Annotated in this window: 14 protein-coding genes; 6 read left to right on the top strand and 8 right to left on the bottom strand. The window is 37.8% G+C overall.

Annotated elements, in window-relative coordinates:
• Positions 1-31 precede the first annotated feature (31 nt).
• The 5 genes from RHP64_RS02170 to RHP64_RS02150 all read right to left on the bottom strand — a co-directional run bounded on the left by RHP64_RS02170 (position 32) and on the right by RHP64_RS02150 (position 6,112).
• Positions 32-1,054, bottom strand: coding sequence for a competence protein CoiA (locus RHP64_RS02170; RefSeq protein ID WP_025267785.1), 1,023 nt, complete (start codon positions 1,052-1,054; stop codon positions 32-34).
• A gap of 41 nt (positions 1,055-1,095) precedes the next feature.
• Complete coding sequence (locus RHP64_RS02165) at positions 1,096-2,541, bottom strand: ABC transporter substrate-binding protein/permease (RefSeq protein WP_011679289.1); 1,446 nt, start codon at positions 2,539-2,541, stop codon at positions 1,096-1,098.
• 66 nt (positions 2,542-2,607) lie between these two features.
• Entirely contained in the window at positions 2,608-3,360 is a 753-nt protein-coding gene (locus RHP64_RS02160; protein WP_025267784.1) for an amino acid ABC transporter ATP-binding protein, read from the bottom strand.
• Entirely contained in the window at positions 3,357-4,799 is a 1,443-nt protein-coding gene (locus RHP64_RS02155) for an ABC transporter substrate-binding protein/permease (protein ID WP_011679287.1), read from the bottom strand. Before RHP64_RS02155 ends, RHP64_RS02160 begins: the two co-directional genes overlap by 4 nt.
• 257 nt (positions 4,800-5,056) lie before the next feature.
• Entirely contained in the window at positions 5,057-6,112 is a 1,056-nt protein-coding gene (locus RHP64_RS02150) for a BMP family lipoprotein (protein ID WP_462785056.1), read from the bottom strand.
• A 173-nt stretch (positions 6,113-6,285) separates the two neighbouring features.
• Here RHP64_RS02150 and RHP64_RS02145 point away from each other — a divergent pair, with 173 nt between their 5' ends.
• On the top strand, positions 6,286-7,263 hold the full coding sequence (locus RHP64_RS02145) for a sugar transferase (protein ID WP_025267783.1): 978 nt from the start codon (positions 6,286-6,288) through the stop codon (positions 7,261-7,263).
• Positions 7,264-7,333: 70 nt separating this feature from the next.
• Here the strand turns inward: RHP64_RS02145 and RHP64_RS02140 are convergent, their stop codons facing one another.
• The 3 genes from RHP64_RS02140 to RHP64_RS02130 form a co-directional block, all read right to left on the bottom strand.
• Complete coding sequence (locus tag RHP64_RS02140; RefSeq protein ID WP_014324321.1) at positions 7,334-7,780, bottom strand: hypothetical protein; 447 nt, start codon at positions 7,778-7,780, stop codon at positions 7,334-7,336.
• Positions 7,781-7,786: 6 nt separating this feature from the next.
• Positions 7,787-10,450, bottom strand: a complete 2,664-nt coding sequence (locus RHP64_RS02135) for a calcium-translocating P-type ATPase, PMCA-type (protein WP_025267782.1) — start codon at positions 10,448-10,450, stop codon at positions 7,787-7,789.
• 271 nt (positions 10,451-10,721) lie between these two features.
• The gene (locus RHP64_RS02130; protein ID WP_462785055.1) at positions 10,722-12,563 is read right to left on the bottom strand and encodes a DUF2207 family protein; all 1,842 of its coding nucleotides are present in this window, start codon (positions 12,561-12,563) and stop codon (positions 10,722-10,724) included.
• Between the two features lie 96 nt (positions 12,564-12,659).
• Here RHP64_RS02130 and RHP64_RS02125 point away from each other — a divergent pair, with 96 nt between their 5' ends.
• The 5 genes from RHP64_RS02125 (at position 12,660) to RHP64_RS02105 (ending at position 17,941) form a co-directional block, all read left to right on the top strand.
• Positions 12,660-13,319 (top strand): YoaK family protein, encoded by a 660-nt coding sequence (locus tag RHP64_RS02125; protein WP_011679281.1) that lies wholly within the window; start codon positions 12,660-12,662, stop codon positions 13,317-13,319.
• Between the two features lie 447 nt (positions 13,320-13,766).
• Entirely contained in the window at positions 13,767-14,612 is an 846-nt protein-coding gene (locus tag RHP64_RS02120) for a MetQ/NlpA family ABC transporter substrate-binding protein (RefSeq protein ID WP_011679280.1), read from the top strand.
• Positions 14,613-14,639: 27 nt separating this feature from the next.
• The gene (locus RHP64_RS02115) at positions 14,640-15,482 is read left to right on the top strand and encodes a MetQ/NlpA family ABC transporter substrate-binding protein (RefSeq protein ID WP_011679279.1); all 843 of its coding nucleotides are present in this window, start codon (positions 14,640-14,642) and stop codon (positions 15,480-15,482) included.
• A 51-nt stretch (positions 15,483-15,533) separates the two neighbouring features.
• The gene (locus RHP64_RS02110; protein WP_025267780.1) at positions 15,534-16,865 is read left to right on the top strand and encodes a M20/M25/M40 family metallo-hydrolase; all 1,332 of its coding nucleotides are present in this window, start codon (positions 15,534-15,536) and stop codon (positions 16,863-16,865) included.
• Positions 16,862-17,941, top strand: a complete 1,080-nt coding sequence (locus RHP64_RS02105) for a methionine ABC transporter ATP-binding protein (protein ID WP_011679278.1) — start codon at positions 16,862-16,864, stop codon at positions 17,939-17,941. Before RHP64_RS02110 ends, RHP64_RS02105 begins: the two co-directional genes overlap by 4 nt.
• Positions 17,942-17,943: the final 2 nt, after the last annotated feature.

The raw sequence follows: 17,943 nt of genomic DNA, 5'->3' as shown, positions 1-17,943 counted from the left end.
TACTCCTTATCATTCAGTACTAATCATTTTATCATATTTTCACTATACTTTGTTGACGCGCATTTTTCCACTGTGGCAGACGCCTCACTAATATGTAGTTCTCTTGCTGCAAGATGTAATCATGTACTTCGAGATCATGGTATAACTCTGCAATTTGTTGTCGCTTAAATGTATTATCACCTAACAAAAAAGGGATTAGCTTAACTGTTAATTCTGCCTTTTTCACAACATTTTGTTGACCTATTTTTTCTAAAAATAGAATAGTAATCAAACGCCAATACCAATTAGGCACCTTAAGCCCAAAAGTATTTCCACCATGTACCCACACGGGCACATCCATTAGCAGCCGATTCTTTTTGTATAGATAATCAACCAACTTAGGATCGACTCGCTGCTGTAGAATTAAGCTCTGCAGTTTATAGATTTGTTTTGGAATATTTAATCTCGTTCTTTGTTTTGGAACTTTTGCATTAAATAATGTTGTATTTATTTTATCAACAAAAAGTACACGTGAAAAATCTGGTTTTCTAAAATGCTGCCGATGTACAAAATATTGTTTATCGGGCAAATAGAAAACCAATGCATTATCAGCCATGAATTTCATAATTGTTCCTTGTGTCATTGTTCTATTAAAATAAGTTTGCCCTAAAATCCAAATAACATGAATATTTTCAGCGAAATATCCTTTATTTCTCATGTCGAGTTTTTTTTGCGATATGGGACTGCACTGATACTCGATAGCTATTCTTTTATGGTTATGTATTAGTAGTATATCTGGTCGCTGTTGAATTTCTGGCAAAACTGCTTCAATTTGCACATCACCATAACACTGTAGTTTAGACGCGAGTTGCAATTTTCCAGACAAATGTTGCATCGATTCGTTTTCAGTAAAAGTCACGCATGCCGCACCAGCACAATGTGAAAAATGTTTTTGTTTGACTTCCCCATTCTTTAAAATAACTTTTTCATGGCATCCAGGGCAAAAGTAATTATTTCTTTTATTTGCTTCGTCGGCCCGCACATATTTCTTGTTACTATCACATGCAATAATCATAAAACACCTCTAATTCATCATACGAATTAGAGGTGTCCTTATCACTGTATTTTCTTTTGAGCCCAGTTACTCAACCATGTGAGTAATGTAATAATTATCAAATAAATAATAGCGATGATTGCCCAAACACGAAAACCTTGTGAATTTCGCGCCACAATTAAGGTTCCAGTTTGTGTTAACTCTAAAATACCAATGGCTGACAAGATTGAGGTATCCTTCAACGTGATGATAAATTGGTTAATGAAACTTGGTACCATAATCTTCAATCCTTGTGGCATGATGACCTTACGCATCGAACGATTATAAGTGAACCCTAGACTTCGTGCTGCCTCCATCTGACCTTTATCAACGGCTTCAAAGCCACCACGTACAAAGGCCCCTGTATAAGCACCTTCATTTAAGATTAAGGTAATTAGTCCCGCTGTAAAGGCGGGTATCTTTGTTCCAATCACTCCTGGTAAGCCAATATAAATGAAGAATGCCAATACCATCAATGGCAAACCACGGAAAATATAAATAAGTGTTGTTGACAAACCACGAACTGCGCTGTTTTGACTAACACCCATGACTCCTAGAATTACGCCCCAAATTGAGGCTAAAATAATTGCCAATACAGTCAGCTCAATTGTTAACCATAATCCTTTTAGAAATGCACCATCATTTGCTTTTAGGATACCTAGCACTGAATTATTGTTTTTCTTGGAACCAGTAAACGTTGACTGTGTCGCACCAAGATATTTTTTGATAATTTTGTCGTAGGTACCGTCTTTTTTAATTGATGCAAATCCCCTGTTGAAGGATGCCAATAATTCTTTATTTTCGCCTTTTTTAACGAAAAAACCGTATGATCCAGCATTACCTGGATTATTGGCATTCATTACCTTGAGCTTTACACCATTTTTAATAGCATATTGAATGACTGGCATATCCTCGAAAGTGGCAGCAGAGTTACCCACAACGACATCATTATACATCGTATCAGTATCATTAAAATATTTGATGTTAAAACCGTATTTTCTTTGAAGTGACTTACCATATTCAGAGGCAGCTGTGCCCGTTTTCAAAGCTACTGTTTTACCTTTCAAATCCTTCAAAGACTTAATTTCGCTACCTTTTTTTACAATCCAAGCAACACCGGTTTTATAATATGGCGTCGAATTATCATAAACTTCTTTGCGTTCATCTGTAATAGCCATACCGGCAATAATGCCATCCGCTTGACCATTAGCCACTAGTTGCGCCGCTGAGGTAAAGCTCATTGGTTTAAGTGTATAAGTAAAATTTTCTCGTTTAGCAATTTCTTTCAAAATATCTTGATCAATACCAATATAATCATTGTTCTTATCCTGAAAGTCAAATGGTGGATAAGTGGCATCTGTTGAAATTGTATAGTGTGGTTTATCGGCATGAATGCAATCTGCCGCCAATGAAAAAGATAGTAGTGCTACAACCAGTGTAACAGCAAGGATGAAACCTTTTTTGAACATGTTTTTCCCTCTCAAAAAAAGATGGCATTTTAAGCCATCTTACTTAATTGTTTTTTGTTTACGCTATTATGCATGCATAACTTTGCTCAAGAATTCTTGTAAACGCTCATTTTTTGGTGCATTGAAAACTTGTTCTGGTACACCAGATTCTTGAATCTTACCTGATTCAAAGAACACAACCCGATCCGCCACTTGTTTAGCAAATCCCATTTCGTGTGTCACAATAATCATTGTCATACCTGATCCGGCCAAATTCTTCATAACATCCAAAACATCCCCTACCATTTCTGGATCCAAAGCGGATGTTGGTTCATCGAAGAGCATAATATCTGGCTCCATGGCTAAGGCACGTGCAATAGCAATACGTTGCTTTTGTCCACCAGATAATGAATTCACTGATACATCTGCTTTTTCAGCTAGACCAACCGTTTCCAGTAATTCACGGGCCTTTTTTTCGGCCTTTTCTTTATCCATCTTACCAAGTTCAACAGGTGCCAACATGATATTTTCTAAAACAGTATAGTTATTAAATAAATTGAAGCTTTGGAAAACCATACCAATATTTTCACGAACTTTATTAATATCTGTGCCTTTATCAGAAAGATCGTAGCCATCAACAACGATTGTACCATTGTCAGGCGTTTCTAACTGATTCAACATACGTAAGAATGTTGACTTACCTGAACCAGATGGTCCAATCATTACGACAACTTCATTTTCATTGATATCTAAGGAAATATCACGCAAAACATGGTTCGAACCATATGATTTATTAACTTTATCGACATGTACTTTAACTTTAGTTTGTGCTTCACTCATGCACGTGTCCTCTTTTCTACCCAATTACTCAACCACGTGAGTAATGTAATAACGACTAAGTATATCACAGCCACAATAGCCCACACACGGAAACCTTGCGAATTACGTGACACGATTAAGGTTCCAGTTTGTGTTAACTCTAAAATACCAATGGCTGACAAGATTGAGGTATCTTTCAACGTGATGATAAATTGGTTAATGAAACTTGGTACCATAATCTTCAATCCTTGTGGCATGATGACCTTACGCATTGAACGATTATAAGTGAACCCTAGACTTCGTGCTGCCTCCATCTGACCTTTATCAACGGCTTCAAAGCCACCACGTACAAAGGCCCCTGTATAAGCACCTTCATTTAAGATTAAGGTAATTAGTCCCGCTGTAAAGGCGGGTATCTTTGTTCCAATCACTCCTGGTAAGCCAATATAAATGAAGAATGCCAATACCATCAATGGCAAACCACGGAAAATATAAATAAGTGTTGTTGACAAACCACGAACTGCGCTGTTTTGACTAACACCCATGACTCCTAGAATTACGCCCCAAATTGAGGCTAAGATAATACCCAAAATCGTTAACAACAATGTTTGCCACAAGCCACGCATGAACGCCCCATTGTTGGCTTTTAAAATACCTAATACTGAGTTATTATCCGACTTTTTACCAGTGAAATCCGATGCTGGTGCACCAAGATATTTTTTGATAATTTTGTCATATGTACCGTCTTTTTTAATTGCTGCATATCCCTTGTTAAAAGAAGCTAAAAGTTGTTTGTTTTGGCCCTTTTTAACGGCGAATCCATACCATCCTGATTCATATGGTGACTTCGCGTTCATAACTTTCAACTTTGTGCCATTTTTAATACTGTATTGCAACACTGGTAAATCACCAAATGTTGCCTGTGCATTATCATTCACAACATCATTGTATAGCGTATCTGAATCATTAAAATAGGTAACCTTGAAGCCATACTGCTTTTGAATTGAAAGTGCGTAATCAGCACCCGCAGTTCCCGTCTTTAAGGCAACGGTTTTCCCTTTTAAATCGCTTAACGATTTGATATTAGATCCTTTTTTTACTGCCCATGCAATACCAGATTTATAATAAGGCGTTCCAAAGTCAAACACTTCTTTTCGTTCGTCAGTAATTGACATACCAGCGATAATCCCATCAGCTTGACCTGATGTGACCGATTGCGTTGCCGCATTGAAGCTCATAGGCTTTAATGTGTACGTGAATCCTTCACGTTTTGCGATAGTTTTCAAGATTTCTTGATCAATACCTGTATATTGATTATTGCTATCTTGAAAATCAAACGGCGGATATGTTGCATCCGTTGTGATGATGTAGTTTGGTTTTGCTGCGCTGACGGTCGTAACAGACGCCATTGCAATGAAACTAACTGCAAGCGTTGTGAGAATTATCCATATTTTTTTCATAATATATTTAGTATAACAAAAAAACGATTGGTTAGACCAGATAATGTTAGATTTTAATCTAAAAGCATATAACAATTGATACTGAAATGCAGCTAATCTGTTTATGTCTTACGAAAAGTCATCTGTTTTTTAGAAATGTTATTAATCTGTATCCAAGAAATTGTAGCAGAAACTGGCCTCTTTATTTTTGAGTTCAATATTACATCAAAAAAATTATCGACTTATTAATCGATAATTTTTTACTTAGCTGTTCGTTTTTAAGGATGCACTGGCACAGTGATTTTCCCACTAATAATCTTCTTTTGTGCCGTCTGAACTGCTGACCAAACATCTTCTGAAGCTGAATCCTTTGATAAGCTTACCCCTTTTTGCTTCAGTCCATATGTAATGGTCTTTCCACCAGGGAACTTATCGTTTTTCGCCTTGTTTGCCACATCTTCAACCGCACTGTCAACGCGCTTAACTGCAGATACTAAAGTAAAGTTTGACGCTTTACCGTCTTTATCTTTATAGTTACCATCAGTTTTTTGATCACGATCGACACCGATGACCCAGACCTTTTTATCTGCATTTGCAGCTAACTTTTGGTTTTCTGCCTTGGCTTCGGCAAACACACCATTACCTGCGCCACCGGCAGCTTGGAAAATCACATCAGCACCATTCGCAACCATTGAAGCCGCGATTGTCTTTCCTTTAGCTGCATCTGTAAATGAATCTGTATATTGCGTAATGACCTTGATGCTGCTGTCTGTATCTTTCACACCAGCTTTAAAGCCAGCTTCAAAAGTGTCAATTGTGTCACTGTGAATACCGCCGACAAAACCAACGGTCTTTGACTTAGTTTGCTTTGCCGCAGCGACACCCGCCAAATAAGATGATTGTTCTGACTTGAATAGCAATGAAGCTACGTTTTTGTTGTTTACGACTGAATCAATAATCGCAAAATTAGTCTTAGAATTAGCCTTAGAAACACTAGTAACGGCAGGAGCGGCTGCGAATCCCACACCATATACTAATTTGTAACCACCCTTAACAGCAGTTTGCAAATTAGTTTTTATATCCGAAGTATCTGAACTTAGGAAATAATTATAACCACCTTTCCCTTGTTCGAGGTTGTTAGCCTTTCCATAGGCTTTCAATCCCTCCCATGCTGATTGGTTAAATGATCGGTCGTCAATACCACCGCCATCAGTAACCAAAGCTACAGCGTATCCTGTACTTTTAGTAGAAGACTTTTGCGTTGCGGCATAAACACCACCACCAATAACGACTACTGCTGCTACACCAATACCAATTTTTGCTGAACGTTGCATATCTTTTCTCCAAATATTCTTTATGCTCTTATTATCCGTTTTTTAAGCAGCTTTTTTCTTAGAATTTGATTAAAAGTCTGTTTTATATCCGAATATTTAACGTTTTGTTATTTTATAGTTCGTTTTTTGACAAAAAACATTTAAAAATGTTCGGATTTTGATATAATCGTACTATGACAAACTTTATAACTCATACAATAGAACCCTGGATGCCACCAGGTGCTTTAAAAGCAAAAGCGGACTACGCATCAATTGCCGCTGCAACTGGTTGGAAAATTTTACCTTTAGAACGCTATAACGATGGACGTTTTGACAGCGAAACACGTCAACAAAAGATTCGATCATGGCTAAATATGGTAAATCCGGGTGATCAGGTCATCCACCAATTTCCAACTTATATGAGCGCTGATTTTGAACTTGAACTTATCACGGCCTTGAGTAAACATCAGGCACAGAGCGCTCTATTGATTCATGATATTGAGCCCTTACGCTTGATTAAAACAGCGCCTTGGGAAATAAATGTGTTAAATAGCTACGACACCATTATCGTTCATTCGCAAGCAATGTATGATGAACTTAAGAAATTGGGTATTCACGTACCTGCCATTATTCAACCTTTTTTTGATTATTTAGGTGACGTCACTAAAAAAGCTACTTTTAGTCACAAAATTAACTTTGCGGGTACTTTTCAAAAATCTCCGTGGCTTAAACATTATAATGGCCCCAAAATGGATCTTTTTGGTTCAAGACCAAAGCGTTGGGCTGACGTGGCCTTTCCTTCAAACATTAACTATCGTGAAAACTTCGACCCTACCAGTATTTTAGATGCTTTTCATGATGGTTTTGGCTTATTATGGGATAGTGATTTTGAGGACAAAACATACCAAACCTACACACGATTCAATGCACCACACAAAGCTAGCCTATATTTGCGCGCTGGCTTGCCATTAATTGCTTGGAATCAAAGTGCAATTGGTCATTTAATCCTTCAATACAACCTAGGGTTTGTTATTGACTCCTTGTCTGAGCTTGAGAGGATTTCTTCAATATCGGAAAAACAATATGCTAATTGGCAAAAAAATATTATTCCTTTGGCCAAGCAGCTAGAAAATGGTTATTTCACACAGCAAACACTTAAAAAATTAATGTAATAAAAAACGAGTAACTTACTGAGTAAGTTACTCGTTTTTCAAACCTTATATTAATAGCAAGTTACCGTTCTTAACGACCGGCACCCATCATAATTTTTGAAACATTTGCTTGTATTTTGCCAAGATAAAGTTCCTGGTCTTCCTCTGATTTAACGTATAATACGTCATCTACTGTCTGATCGGCAACATTTAATGCCTCGCTCATCATATTGGTTGCTCCAGCATAGGCACTATAATTTTTAGCCAATGATTTATGCAATCCCAACAAACGAACAGGTGCTTGAACCGTATTTAAAATTTGAGCATTCTTTTGATATGCTGCTACAGCGTCTTCAAATTCTGCTTTGATTTCGGCGAATTCTGCTGCAGGGATATCTGCAACAGCATTCGCTTCCTTTGCATCATCTAACTTTGTAAAAAATGGTGCTACACGATCAGCAGTGTCTTGAGTTATTGTTAATACTTCTTGCAATGTTTGTACGTAAACTTGTGCTTGTTTGGGGTTGAATTTTGCCAATGTTGTTTATCCTTTTTTGAAAATTGATCTCTGTATCAATTTTACCAGTTCTACGATGACAATGATACTCATTCCAGCCACTAACACAATAGCCCATTGATAACCATCCAAATGTGATACGTGGAAAAGTGGGTTCAAACCTGGAATAACAACAACTGCAGCCATTACTAAGACAGATCCTAACAATGCCCAGTTAAACATTTTGTTTTGGAATGCTTGCGGCCCAATCATTGAGCCATAGACAGATTTTACGTTAATGGCATTAAACATTTGCATTAAACCAAGCGTCATAAATGCCATTGTCAAGGCATCTTGGTGCGCCAAATGTACTTCTGGATGAACAGGAGCTGCTAACGCAAACCCATATACACTTAACACAATCACAGCTTGCAAAATCCCTTGCCAAATAATTGCTGGTCCAACACCACCTGATAAGAAGCTAGCACCACGACCTCTGGGCTTATTCTTCATAATACCTTTTTCAGCCGGTTCAATACCTAATGCAATAGCTGGCAAAGTATCTGTTACTAAGTTAATCCATAAAATCATGATTGGTGCCAATATATTCCAGCCCAACAATGTCATAACGAAAATTGCAATAACTTCAGCTAAGTTTGAGGCCAATAAGTATTGCAAAGCCTTTTGTATGTTGGCAAAGACCTTACGTCCTTCTTCAACGGCATGAACGATCGTAGCAAAGTTATCATCAGCCAAAACCATGTCAGAAGCACCCTTGGATACTTCTGTACCGGTGATACCCATGGCAATACCAATATCAGCTGTCTTCAAGGCTGGGGCATCATTAACACCGTCTCCTGTCATGGCAACGACTTTGCCCTTCTTTTGCCAAGCATTAACAATTTTAACCTTATGCTCAGGCGCTACTCGTGCATAAACATTATATTTATCAACATTTTGTGCAAATTGCTCTTCGCTCATTGCATCTAAATCAGATCCTGAAATAACAGCTGTTTCTTTATCCGCTTCATCCAATATACCCAATCGAATAGCAATAGCTGCTGCTGTATCTCGATGGTCACCAGTAATCATCATTGGACGAATACCAGCTGCTTTAGCTTCTGCAACGGCTTGTGCAACTTCAGGACGTTCTGGATCAATCATGCCAACGAATCCGGTAAATACTAGTTCCTGCTCAACCGTTTCTGTATCCAGATTGCCAGGTATTTGGTCAACTGTCTTATAAGCAAAACCAAGTACACGAAGAGCTTGCGTTGCTAACTCTGAGTTAATCGACAAGAGCTTTGCTCGAATGTCATCAGATAATGGCTTAATTTCACCATTAATCTCAATTCGTGTCGCACGCTTAAGTAATTCATCTGGCGCGCCTTTGACAGTTATAATATACCCAGTCGGTGCCGGATGAACAGTTGACATTAATTTACGTTCTGAATCGAACGGAATCTCGGCCACACGTGGCATTTCTGTAAACAGCTTATCTAAATCACGCCCATGATTTTCATTAAAAGCAATCAAAGCTGTTTCTGTAGGATCACCGATAAAACCATTTTCAGTTCGCTTTGTATCGTTATTTAAAGCCAGAATATCTGCTAAGCGAGCGTAAGTTCCCGTCAATTCTTCAGTAGTAGCAGCATCAGAAATTTCAGTATTGACGACTAATTTCTCCACAGTCATCTTGTTTTGTGTCAAGGTACCTGTTTTATCAGATCCGATAATATCTGTAGAGCCTAGCGTTTCTACCGCAGGTAGTTTACGAACTAGTGCATGACGAGCGGCCATACGCGTTGTCCCTAATGCTAAGGTTATTGTTACAATGGCAGGTAATCCTTCTGGAATTGCCGCCACCGCTAGAGAAATGGAGGTCAACAACATGTCAATAATTGTTTCCTTACCACGTGCTAGACCAACGATGAAAGTGACCACAGCAATACCGAGAATCAAATAAGTTAATACTTGTCCCAACTTAGCCAAGTTTGCTTGCAATGGTGTCTTAGTTTCATCCGTTGCTTCTAACATACCAGCAATATGACCAATCTCAGTTTGCATACCAGTACCTGTGACGACACCAACACCACGACCATAAGTCACATTAGTGTTCATGAATCCCAAGTTTGTACGATCACCGAGGGGCAAATCTGTCTCTTGCAGTGTTTCCGCACTCTTATTGATTGGCACAGATTCACCGGTCAGCGATGCTTCTTCAACCTGCAAGGACGCAGATTCAATCAAACGTACATCAGCTGGTACAATATCTCCAGCTTCCAAACGAACAATATCACCGACTACTAATTCTGTGGACTTAATTGAAGTTTCTTTACCATCACGAATTACACTAGCATTTGGTGTCGACATTTCTTTTAGGGCATTAATCGCATCCTCAGCTTTAGCTTCTTGGAAAACACCAAAAATGGCGTTAATAATAACAATAGCTAAAATGAAAATTGCATCAACCACTTCTCCAGTAAATGCGGCAACAATGGCGGCGGCCAACAGAATAGCAATCATCAAGTCCTTAAATTGATTAATAAATTTTTGGACTAAATTCGTTGACTTAGCTTCATTCAATTGATTAGCGCCATTTTGCTCAAGACGCTTATTAGCTTCAGAACTCGAAAGCCCCTTACTAGCATCCGTCTGCAAATGAGACAACACTTCTGTGTTATCTTGATTATAGAGTGGCTTATCTGCCATGTTGAATATCTCCTTATTCTTTCAAATAAATTTCCAAGTTTTTACCAACAAAAGAAAAAACTCATGTAAACACAAATAAAAGTGTGTTTACATGAGTCTCACTGTTTAATGCTAAACCGGCGCAATAAAGCGCGATATAAAACATTGCTGTTTTGCTTTGACGATTCAGCCACGATCATTCCGTCAGTTACTCCCTCAGAAATTAACTTATGTTTATAGTATAACAAATTTTTCTAAGTACGTGTCATTTTTGTTTGGAAATTTTATCATTTTAGAAAGCACCATCACTGCCGCCCCCTGCACCTCCTGATGAGCCATCGGAAAATCCCCCACCGTCGCCATTCACATTATTATCGACGTGAAAAGCACCGTCATTTTCAATATTATAAATCAAGCTCTCGCTCCAGTCATCGCCATATAACATGATTGGCACAAAAATTATAGAATCATCTGTATCAACCTTTTGTGACCAAACTTTCATTTGTTTTGCGACATTTTTTGCCTCGCCAAATATGATAGCATAGGCCAACAACTTATCCCAAAGTTGTACGTCCAAAACCGTTTTATTCTCTAAATGAGCAATATCGTGTAACATTTTGGCAAATCCATCCCACTGCCATTTTTCCTGAAAGCCATCAGGAACCTTATAAAATATTGCTGGTTTAATACTAAAAATAAGAACTAATATGACAACAATAATTTCCGTAAAAATAACATACCACATGGACCATGCTTGTGTACTATAAGCAAAAATTCCTAACAAAAAAGTAGATATTATTGTACTAATAATTAGGGCTAGCGTTAGAAAAAATTGCTGACTTTTTATTTTGTTAGTCAGTACATGGTCAATTATTGAAGCCTGCTTTTCAGCTTCCTTTAGTGCTTTTGTAAAAGAACTGATATCTTTTTTAATCCGATTTGACACCCCTGATTCTGGCTGCCTAAATTCGGCATGTACAACCGCTCTACGATACTTACCAAAAATCATATTAATGAAAACTAATTCAAATGGCTGTAAATTCGTTTCATCCAAAACTGAATAGGTTATGTCATCTTGCTTTTGAATATCGTCATATGTCATTGCAATTTTGCGACGGGCAATCAAATCGAGCAGTGTTGCAATAATAAGTTTCGCATTTGTAACTGATTTAGCAATTCGTTCGCTGACCAGCGCTGGTCCAATATCATTTGGTATATCAAAGATATGGACAATGTCACCAGTTACACCGCTCTGTTGTCGCGCGCTTTGTAATAGCTTTCGTCGTTGGATAGTTTTTAGCATAATAATGAATACGAGTATCATAATAACAATTGGAGAAACAATGAATCCAATTACTTTCTTTATCTGTAGGGATTTCTTATTTTTTAACGCAATCGCTTTTTCTTGCTTTTGAATATAGGCAGCACGGTTACCTGACTGCTTATTCGTATTCAACGGTGTCTGGCTGGTATCAAAATAAGTATGGACTTCGACGGTATCATCGGGGCCAATTTTCTTGCTGTTAACTGTTATGTTCGCCTGTTTCTTATTCACAAGAACATGTCCCACCGACCGACCATGTACCCAAGCCTTTAAAGTTGATGCTGGTTGATTAGGTAGTGCAAATTCCAAACGTAATTTTTCGATGGCAACGTCCCTAGTTCCTATAGGTAACCAGTTTATCTCAGCAATATCATCCCAATTTACCACGACACCTTTTAAAGTGTAATGATAAAACATTGTCAACTGATCATTTTCTTGAACTGGATAATATATTTTTTCTTGAACCTGCTGACTGGTTTTTGTTTCAACATAACCATAACTACTATCACCCTGACGAGGTAAAATAGTCTGCTTTTCCCCATTGTTATGGCTAACCTCAATTGAAGTTAATCCTCCCCACTGTAACGATTGTGAATCAGTTCCTTTTTTAAGTGATTCTTTAAAATACACACCGTTCATCTCATCATCAAAATGATAAGTGACCTTTTTAGTAATACGCGCATCCCCATTGGCATCAATTCGTACAACCTCATTCAAATCAGTAATACGATAATCGCCATCTGCGGAAACCGTTAAGACACCCATCATGGCAAACAAAAATATAAATACTACTATCTTCAATTTTATCAATTAACTTCCCCTCTCCAAATGGTAGTATCAGTATATCTATTTTTTACTAGTATTAGCAAATCAGGCGTGTTAAAATAATATTTTTTAGGAGATGTTATGATATTGAAGAATAAAAATCCAATGCAAGAACGATTGCGTATTGGTCTACTGCTCGTCATGAATTCGGGTTTTATCGACTCGTACACATTTGAATACCACCACGAACGATTTGCTAGCTTACAAACTGGAAATATTATCCAAGCAGGATTCCACCTTGCCCAAGGACACTGGAAAGCAACCTTATTTTTTGTTATCCCAATCATTTTCTTCGTGCTTGGGGCTGCATTTAATACTGTATTAAATCATTTTGTTCCAGCCGGCAAATTATCCTTACAACAGCACAGTATTTTGATCGAATTTATTGGTATTGCAATGATTGGTGTCTTTAATCATCACCTAGCTAGTACGGTCATCATATCGGCACTATCCTTTCTATTAGCAATGCAATTAGACTCATTCCCCAAATTACGTGGTCTACCTTTCACAAGCGTTATGTCAACTGGTAATTTACGTAATGTGGGTACCAATCTCGTAAAATACTTTATTAACCGTGACCATATTTTTCTACATAATGCATGGGTATTTTCAATATTAGTTGTCTTTTTCATGGTTGGTGCCTTCTCTTCTGCTGTTCTTTCTGGTATCTTTGGCACTTTCGCACTACTTGGTTCCAGCATAATTATGTTTGTTGTTTTCTTGTTATTATTCAAGAATTAAATAAAACATTTGACAAATAAATATAATCTAGTTATTATAGGCTATAACGATTTTTAAAACGAAAACAAATTGAACAGAAAAGTAGCAATTTATCGAAGCTAAGAAAGCTGACGGTTGATGAGAGCCAGCGTGAGTGCGATTGTGAAAATGACCTGTGATTGGTGTATGCGAATCGGTTTACCGTTAAGCTTACAACGACTTGGCCCCCGTTACCGGGCACACCATTCGGCTAGGATCATCTCCCGATGCCTGATGGTTAGTGAGCAAATATTTGGTAACAAATATCTACAACTCAGAATGGTAACACGCTATTTTTTAGCCGTTTCTGTATCTATGACTATGATATGGAAACGGCTTTTTTGAACTCATCAAAACTGTTTCGTTCTGTTGTTTGTTTTAAAAATCCGTTTTGCACGTTATTTGGGAATATTGAGGAGAATATATATTATGAGTAAAAAAACCAAATGGCTTATTGGTGGTGCTGCAGTGATTGTAATTGCTGGTGCCGCTTACGCCAGCTTTGGGCAGCACTCAAAAACATCGTCAAAAACAGTAACCATCGGTATAATGTCTGGCTCTAAACAAGACCAAGCCATTTGGAATACTGTTAAGAAAACTGCTAAAGATAAATATGGCATTACAATTAAATTCAAAGAATTTACAGATTATTCACAACCAAACAAAGCCTTGGCTGCAGGCGACATTGATCTTAACGCCTTCCAGCATTATGCATTCTTAAAGGCGTCAAATAAAGCAACCGGTAATAAAATTGTTTCAATCGGCGACACGGTTATTTCACCTATCCGATTGTATTCTAAAACATACACCAAGGTTTCTCAGTTCAAAAGTGGCGACACAATCGCCGTACCAAATGATCCATCAAATGAAAGCCGGTCACTGTATGTTTTAAAATCTGCTGGATTAATTGATTTAAAAAATGGTCTAACGACTGCAACAGTTAAAGACATCACAAAAAATCCTAAAAATTTGAAAATTAAAGAATTAGCTGCAGATCAAACAGCTCGTACCTTATCTGACATCCAAGGCGCAGTAATCAACGGTACTTATGCAGATTCAGCTAAATTGGACTATAAAAAAGCTATTTTCGTTGAACCAATCAACAAGAATTCACATCAATGGGTTAACATTATTGCCGCAAACAGCAAAGATAAAGACAATAAAACTTATAAACAAGTTGTGAAGGCTTACCAAACAGATGCCGTTAAGAAAGCCATTAATAAGCAATATGATGGTGTTGAACTACCTGCTTGGGATAAAGATTTTTCAAAATAAGAATGAGATACTAAGGGAGAATTTATTATGAGTAAGAAAAAGAACTATATTATCGCTGGTGTTGCCGTTGTCGTTATCGCTGGTGCGGCCTACCTGTCATTTGGTGGACAAGGAAAAACAGAATCTAAGACCGTTACTATTGGTGTAATGGCTGGATCAAAAGCGGAAGATGAAATCTGGGCTTCCACTATTAAAACTGCCAAAGATAAGTACGGCATTACTTTGAAAACAAAGAAATTCACTGACTATTCACAACCGAACAAAGCCTTAGCAGATGGTGACATTGATCTGAATGCTTTCCAAAACTATCCTTTTTTGAAGAACTGGAACAAGACTTACAAGACTAACATTGTTTCTATTGGAGACACTTGGACAACACCACTTCGTATATATTCAACATCATATAAGAAGATCTCTGAATTTAAGTCTGGTGACCAAATTTTGGTAGCTAACGATGTCACTAACGAAAACCGTGGTATTCATCTTTTGGCTGAAGCAGGACTAATTAAGATTAAAGATACTGACACAGCTACACCAAAAGATATTACATCAAATCCTAAAAACTTGACGATTACGCCGGTTGATGCTTCGCAAACCGCTAAATCGTTAGATGATTCAAAAGTTGCTGGTGCCGTGGTGAACACCAATTACGCCGTATCAGCTAACTTAGATGTCAATTCAGCCATTTACGTGGAAGGTTTGAATAAGGAAACTGAACAATACTTCAACTTCATCGCTGCCAATAAGAAAGACAAAGACAACGAGACTTACAAAAAGGTCGTGAAGTCATTGCAAACTGATAAGACAAAGAAACTAGTTAAAAAATATTACGGTTCAGCGGAAGTTACAGTTTGGGACTATAACAAGTAAAGACATGCGCCTCGGCGCGTACATAATTTCTGTGGAAGGTAATAAATGAACATGAGCTCTAATCAAAAATATCTAAACTTACTCCGCGATTTAGTTGCACTACCCAGTGTTTCGGCAACTCATCGCTGTTTACCCGAAGCAGCTCAACTCTTGGCGACAACTTTTCGTGAATTAGGTGCTCAAGTAACCTATGATGATACTTATTTTGCGCCATTCGTATTAGCGCAATTTAGGAGCAGCGTCCCTGATGCTCAGACGCTAGTTATCTATAATCACTATGATGTACAACCGGTAGAACCAATATCATTGTGGCAAACAGATCCTTGGGCGCTTTCTGAACATGACGGTAAATTATACGGACGCGGAACTGATGATGACAAAGGAAACATCACTGCCCGCTTGACAGCTATCGAAGATTACTTAACTGAACACGAAGGTCATTTACCAGTAAATATCACTTTTATTATTGAAGGTTCTGAAGAATCATCCTCTCAGCACTTGGATGAATACTTAAGTAAGTATCAAGATCAACTATTCGCAGATTTAGTTATTTGGGAATCAGGCGGAAAAAACGTGCATGATGTGGTGGAGATTTTTGGTGGTAACAAGGGTATCGTAACATTCAATGTTGATGTAAAAACAGCAAAGACCGATCTTCATTCATCTTTAGCTGGTGTCGTAGATTCTGCTGCTTGGCGTCTGACCCAAGCTTTAGCAACCCTATTTGATAGAGAAGGTCACATTGCTGTCCCAGGATTCTATGACGATGTAGCCATCCCTAATCAACGAGAAAAAGAACTGGTTAGAAGTCTTCCTACAACAAGAGACACATTGATTCAACAACATGGTCTAACCTCGCCACTTTTAAGTGATAAAACTGGCGATGACCTAAAAGAAACATTATATTTTCAACCAACATTAAATATAGAAGGTATTCAAAGTGGCTATTTAGGTGACGGTGTAAAAACTGTTTTGCCTGCTGTTGCCTCTGCTAAACTTGAAGCACGTTTAGTTCCTAATATGGATCCTGACAAAACCTTGCAACAAATTAAACAGCATTTCCAAAATGAAGGATTTTCTGATATCGTGGTAACTAAGACGTTAGGTCAACCAGGATATCGCAGTGACATGTCGGATCCCGAAATTTTGCGTGTTATTGATATCACTGAAAAGTATTATCATCAGCATCCAGTTATTATGCCAACGTCACCCGGTACTGGCCCAATGTATTACATTCACGAAGCATTGAACGCACCCATAGCTAGCTTGGGTGTAGGATACGCACATACATTAGACCATGCACCCAATGAAAATATCCGATTAACAGATTATAATCAACATATTGCTGTAATCAAAGAACTAATTAGGAGTTATGAAAAATGACAGAACCAATCATTGAACTAAAAAATATCGATGTCACTTTCCATCAAAAAAAGCGCACCATAGAAGCTGTCAAAAACGTTTCCATCAATATTGAACGTGGTGATGTTTACGGTATCGTAGGCTATTCTGGTGCTGGAAAGTCAACACTTGTACGTGTAATTAACTTACTACAAGAACCAACTAGTGGTTCTGTAACTGTTAATGGAGAAACTTTTTTTCAGGCTGATAGTCAGGATGCTAAAAAAACACGCATTGGCACAAATGACTTGCGTGTTCGCCGTCGAAAGATTGGAATGATTTTCCAACATTTCAATTTATTAAATGAACGAACAGTCACAGAAAATGTTGCCTTCGCACTGCAACACAGTAAATTAAAAGACGATGAAAAGAAAGCTAAAGTGGCTGAGCTACTCGAATTAGTTGATCTATCTGATCGTGCAGAACAATACCCTTCACAACTTTCTGGTGGTCAAAAACAACGTGTCGCTATCGCTCGTGCGTTAGCCAATGATCCTGAAATTTTAATTTCTGATGAAGCAACTTCCGCATTGGATCCTAGAACAACGAATCAAATTTTGGCCCTATTAAAAAAGCTAAACCAGGAATTTGGTTTAACAATTGTATTAATTACGCACGAAATGCAGGCCGTCAAGGAAGTTGCAAATAAAGTGGCTGTGATGCAAAATGGTGAAATCATTGAACGCGGCTCACTTTTGGAAATATTTGCCCAGCCAAAGCAACAGTTGACACGAGAATTTATTGAAACAGCTACAAATATTGATAAAGCCATTGAAACAATTAGGCACGAACCACTAGTTAATGAGTTAAAAGAAGGCGAAATTTTTGCTCGTTTATCATATGTTGGTGAAACAACTGATGAACCATTAATCGCTAGTTTGTTCCGTGATTTCAATGTTACGGCAAACATTCTGTATGGTAATATCGAAGTCTTGCAGGATACACCAGTTGGATCTTTGCTTGTTATTTTGTCAGGTGAACCCACGCAAGTGCAAACAGCCCTATCTACATTACATGATCATCATGTTGAAGTTACAATTCTTAAAGGAGGCAACTAATT

The sequence above is a fragment of the Leuconostoc sp. XM4 genome (assembly GCF_055698815.1).
The sequence above is the reverse complement of the archived record's forward strand: the minus strand, read 5'-3'. Positions and strand labels throughout refer to the sequence as shown.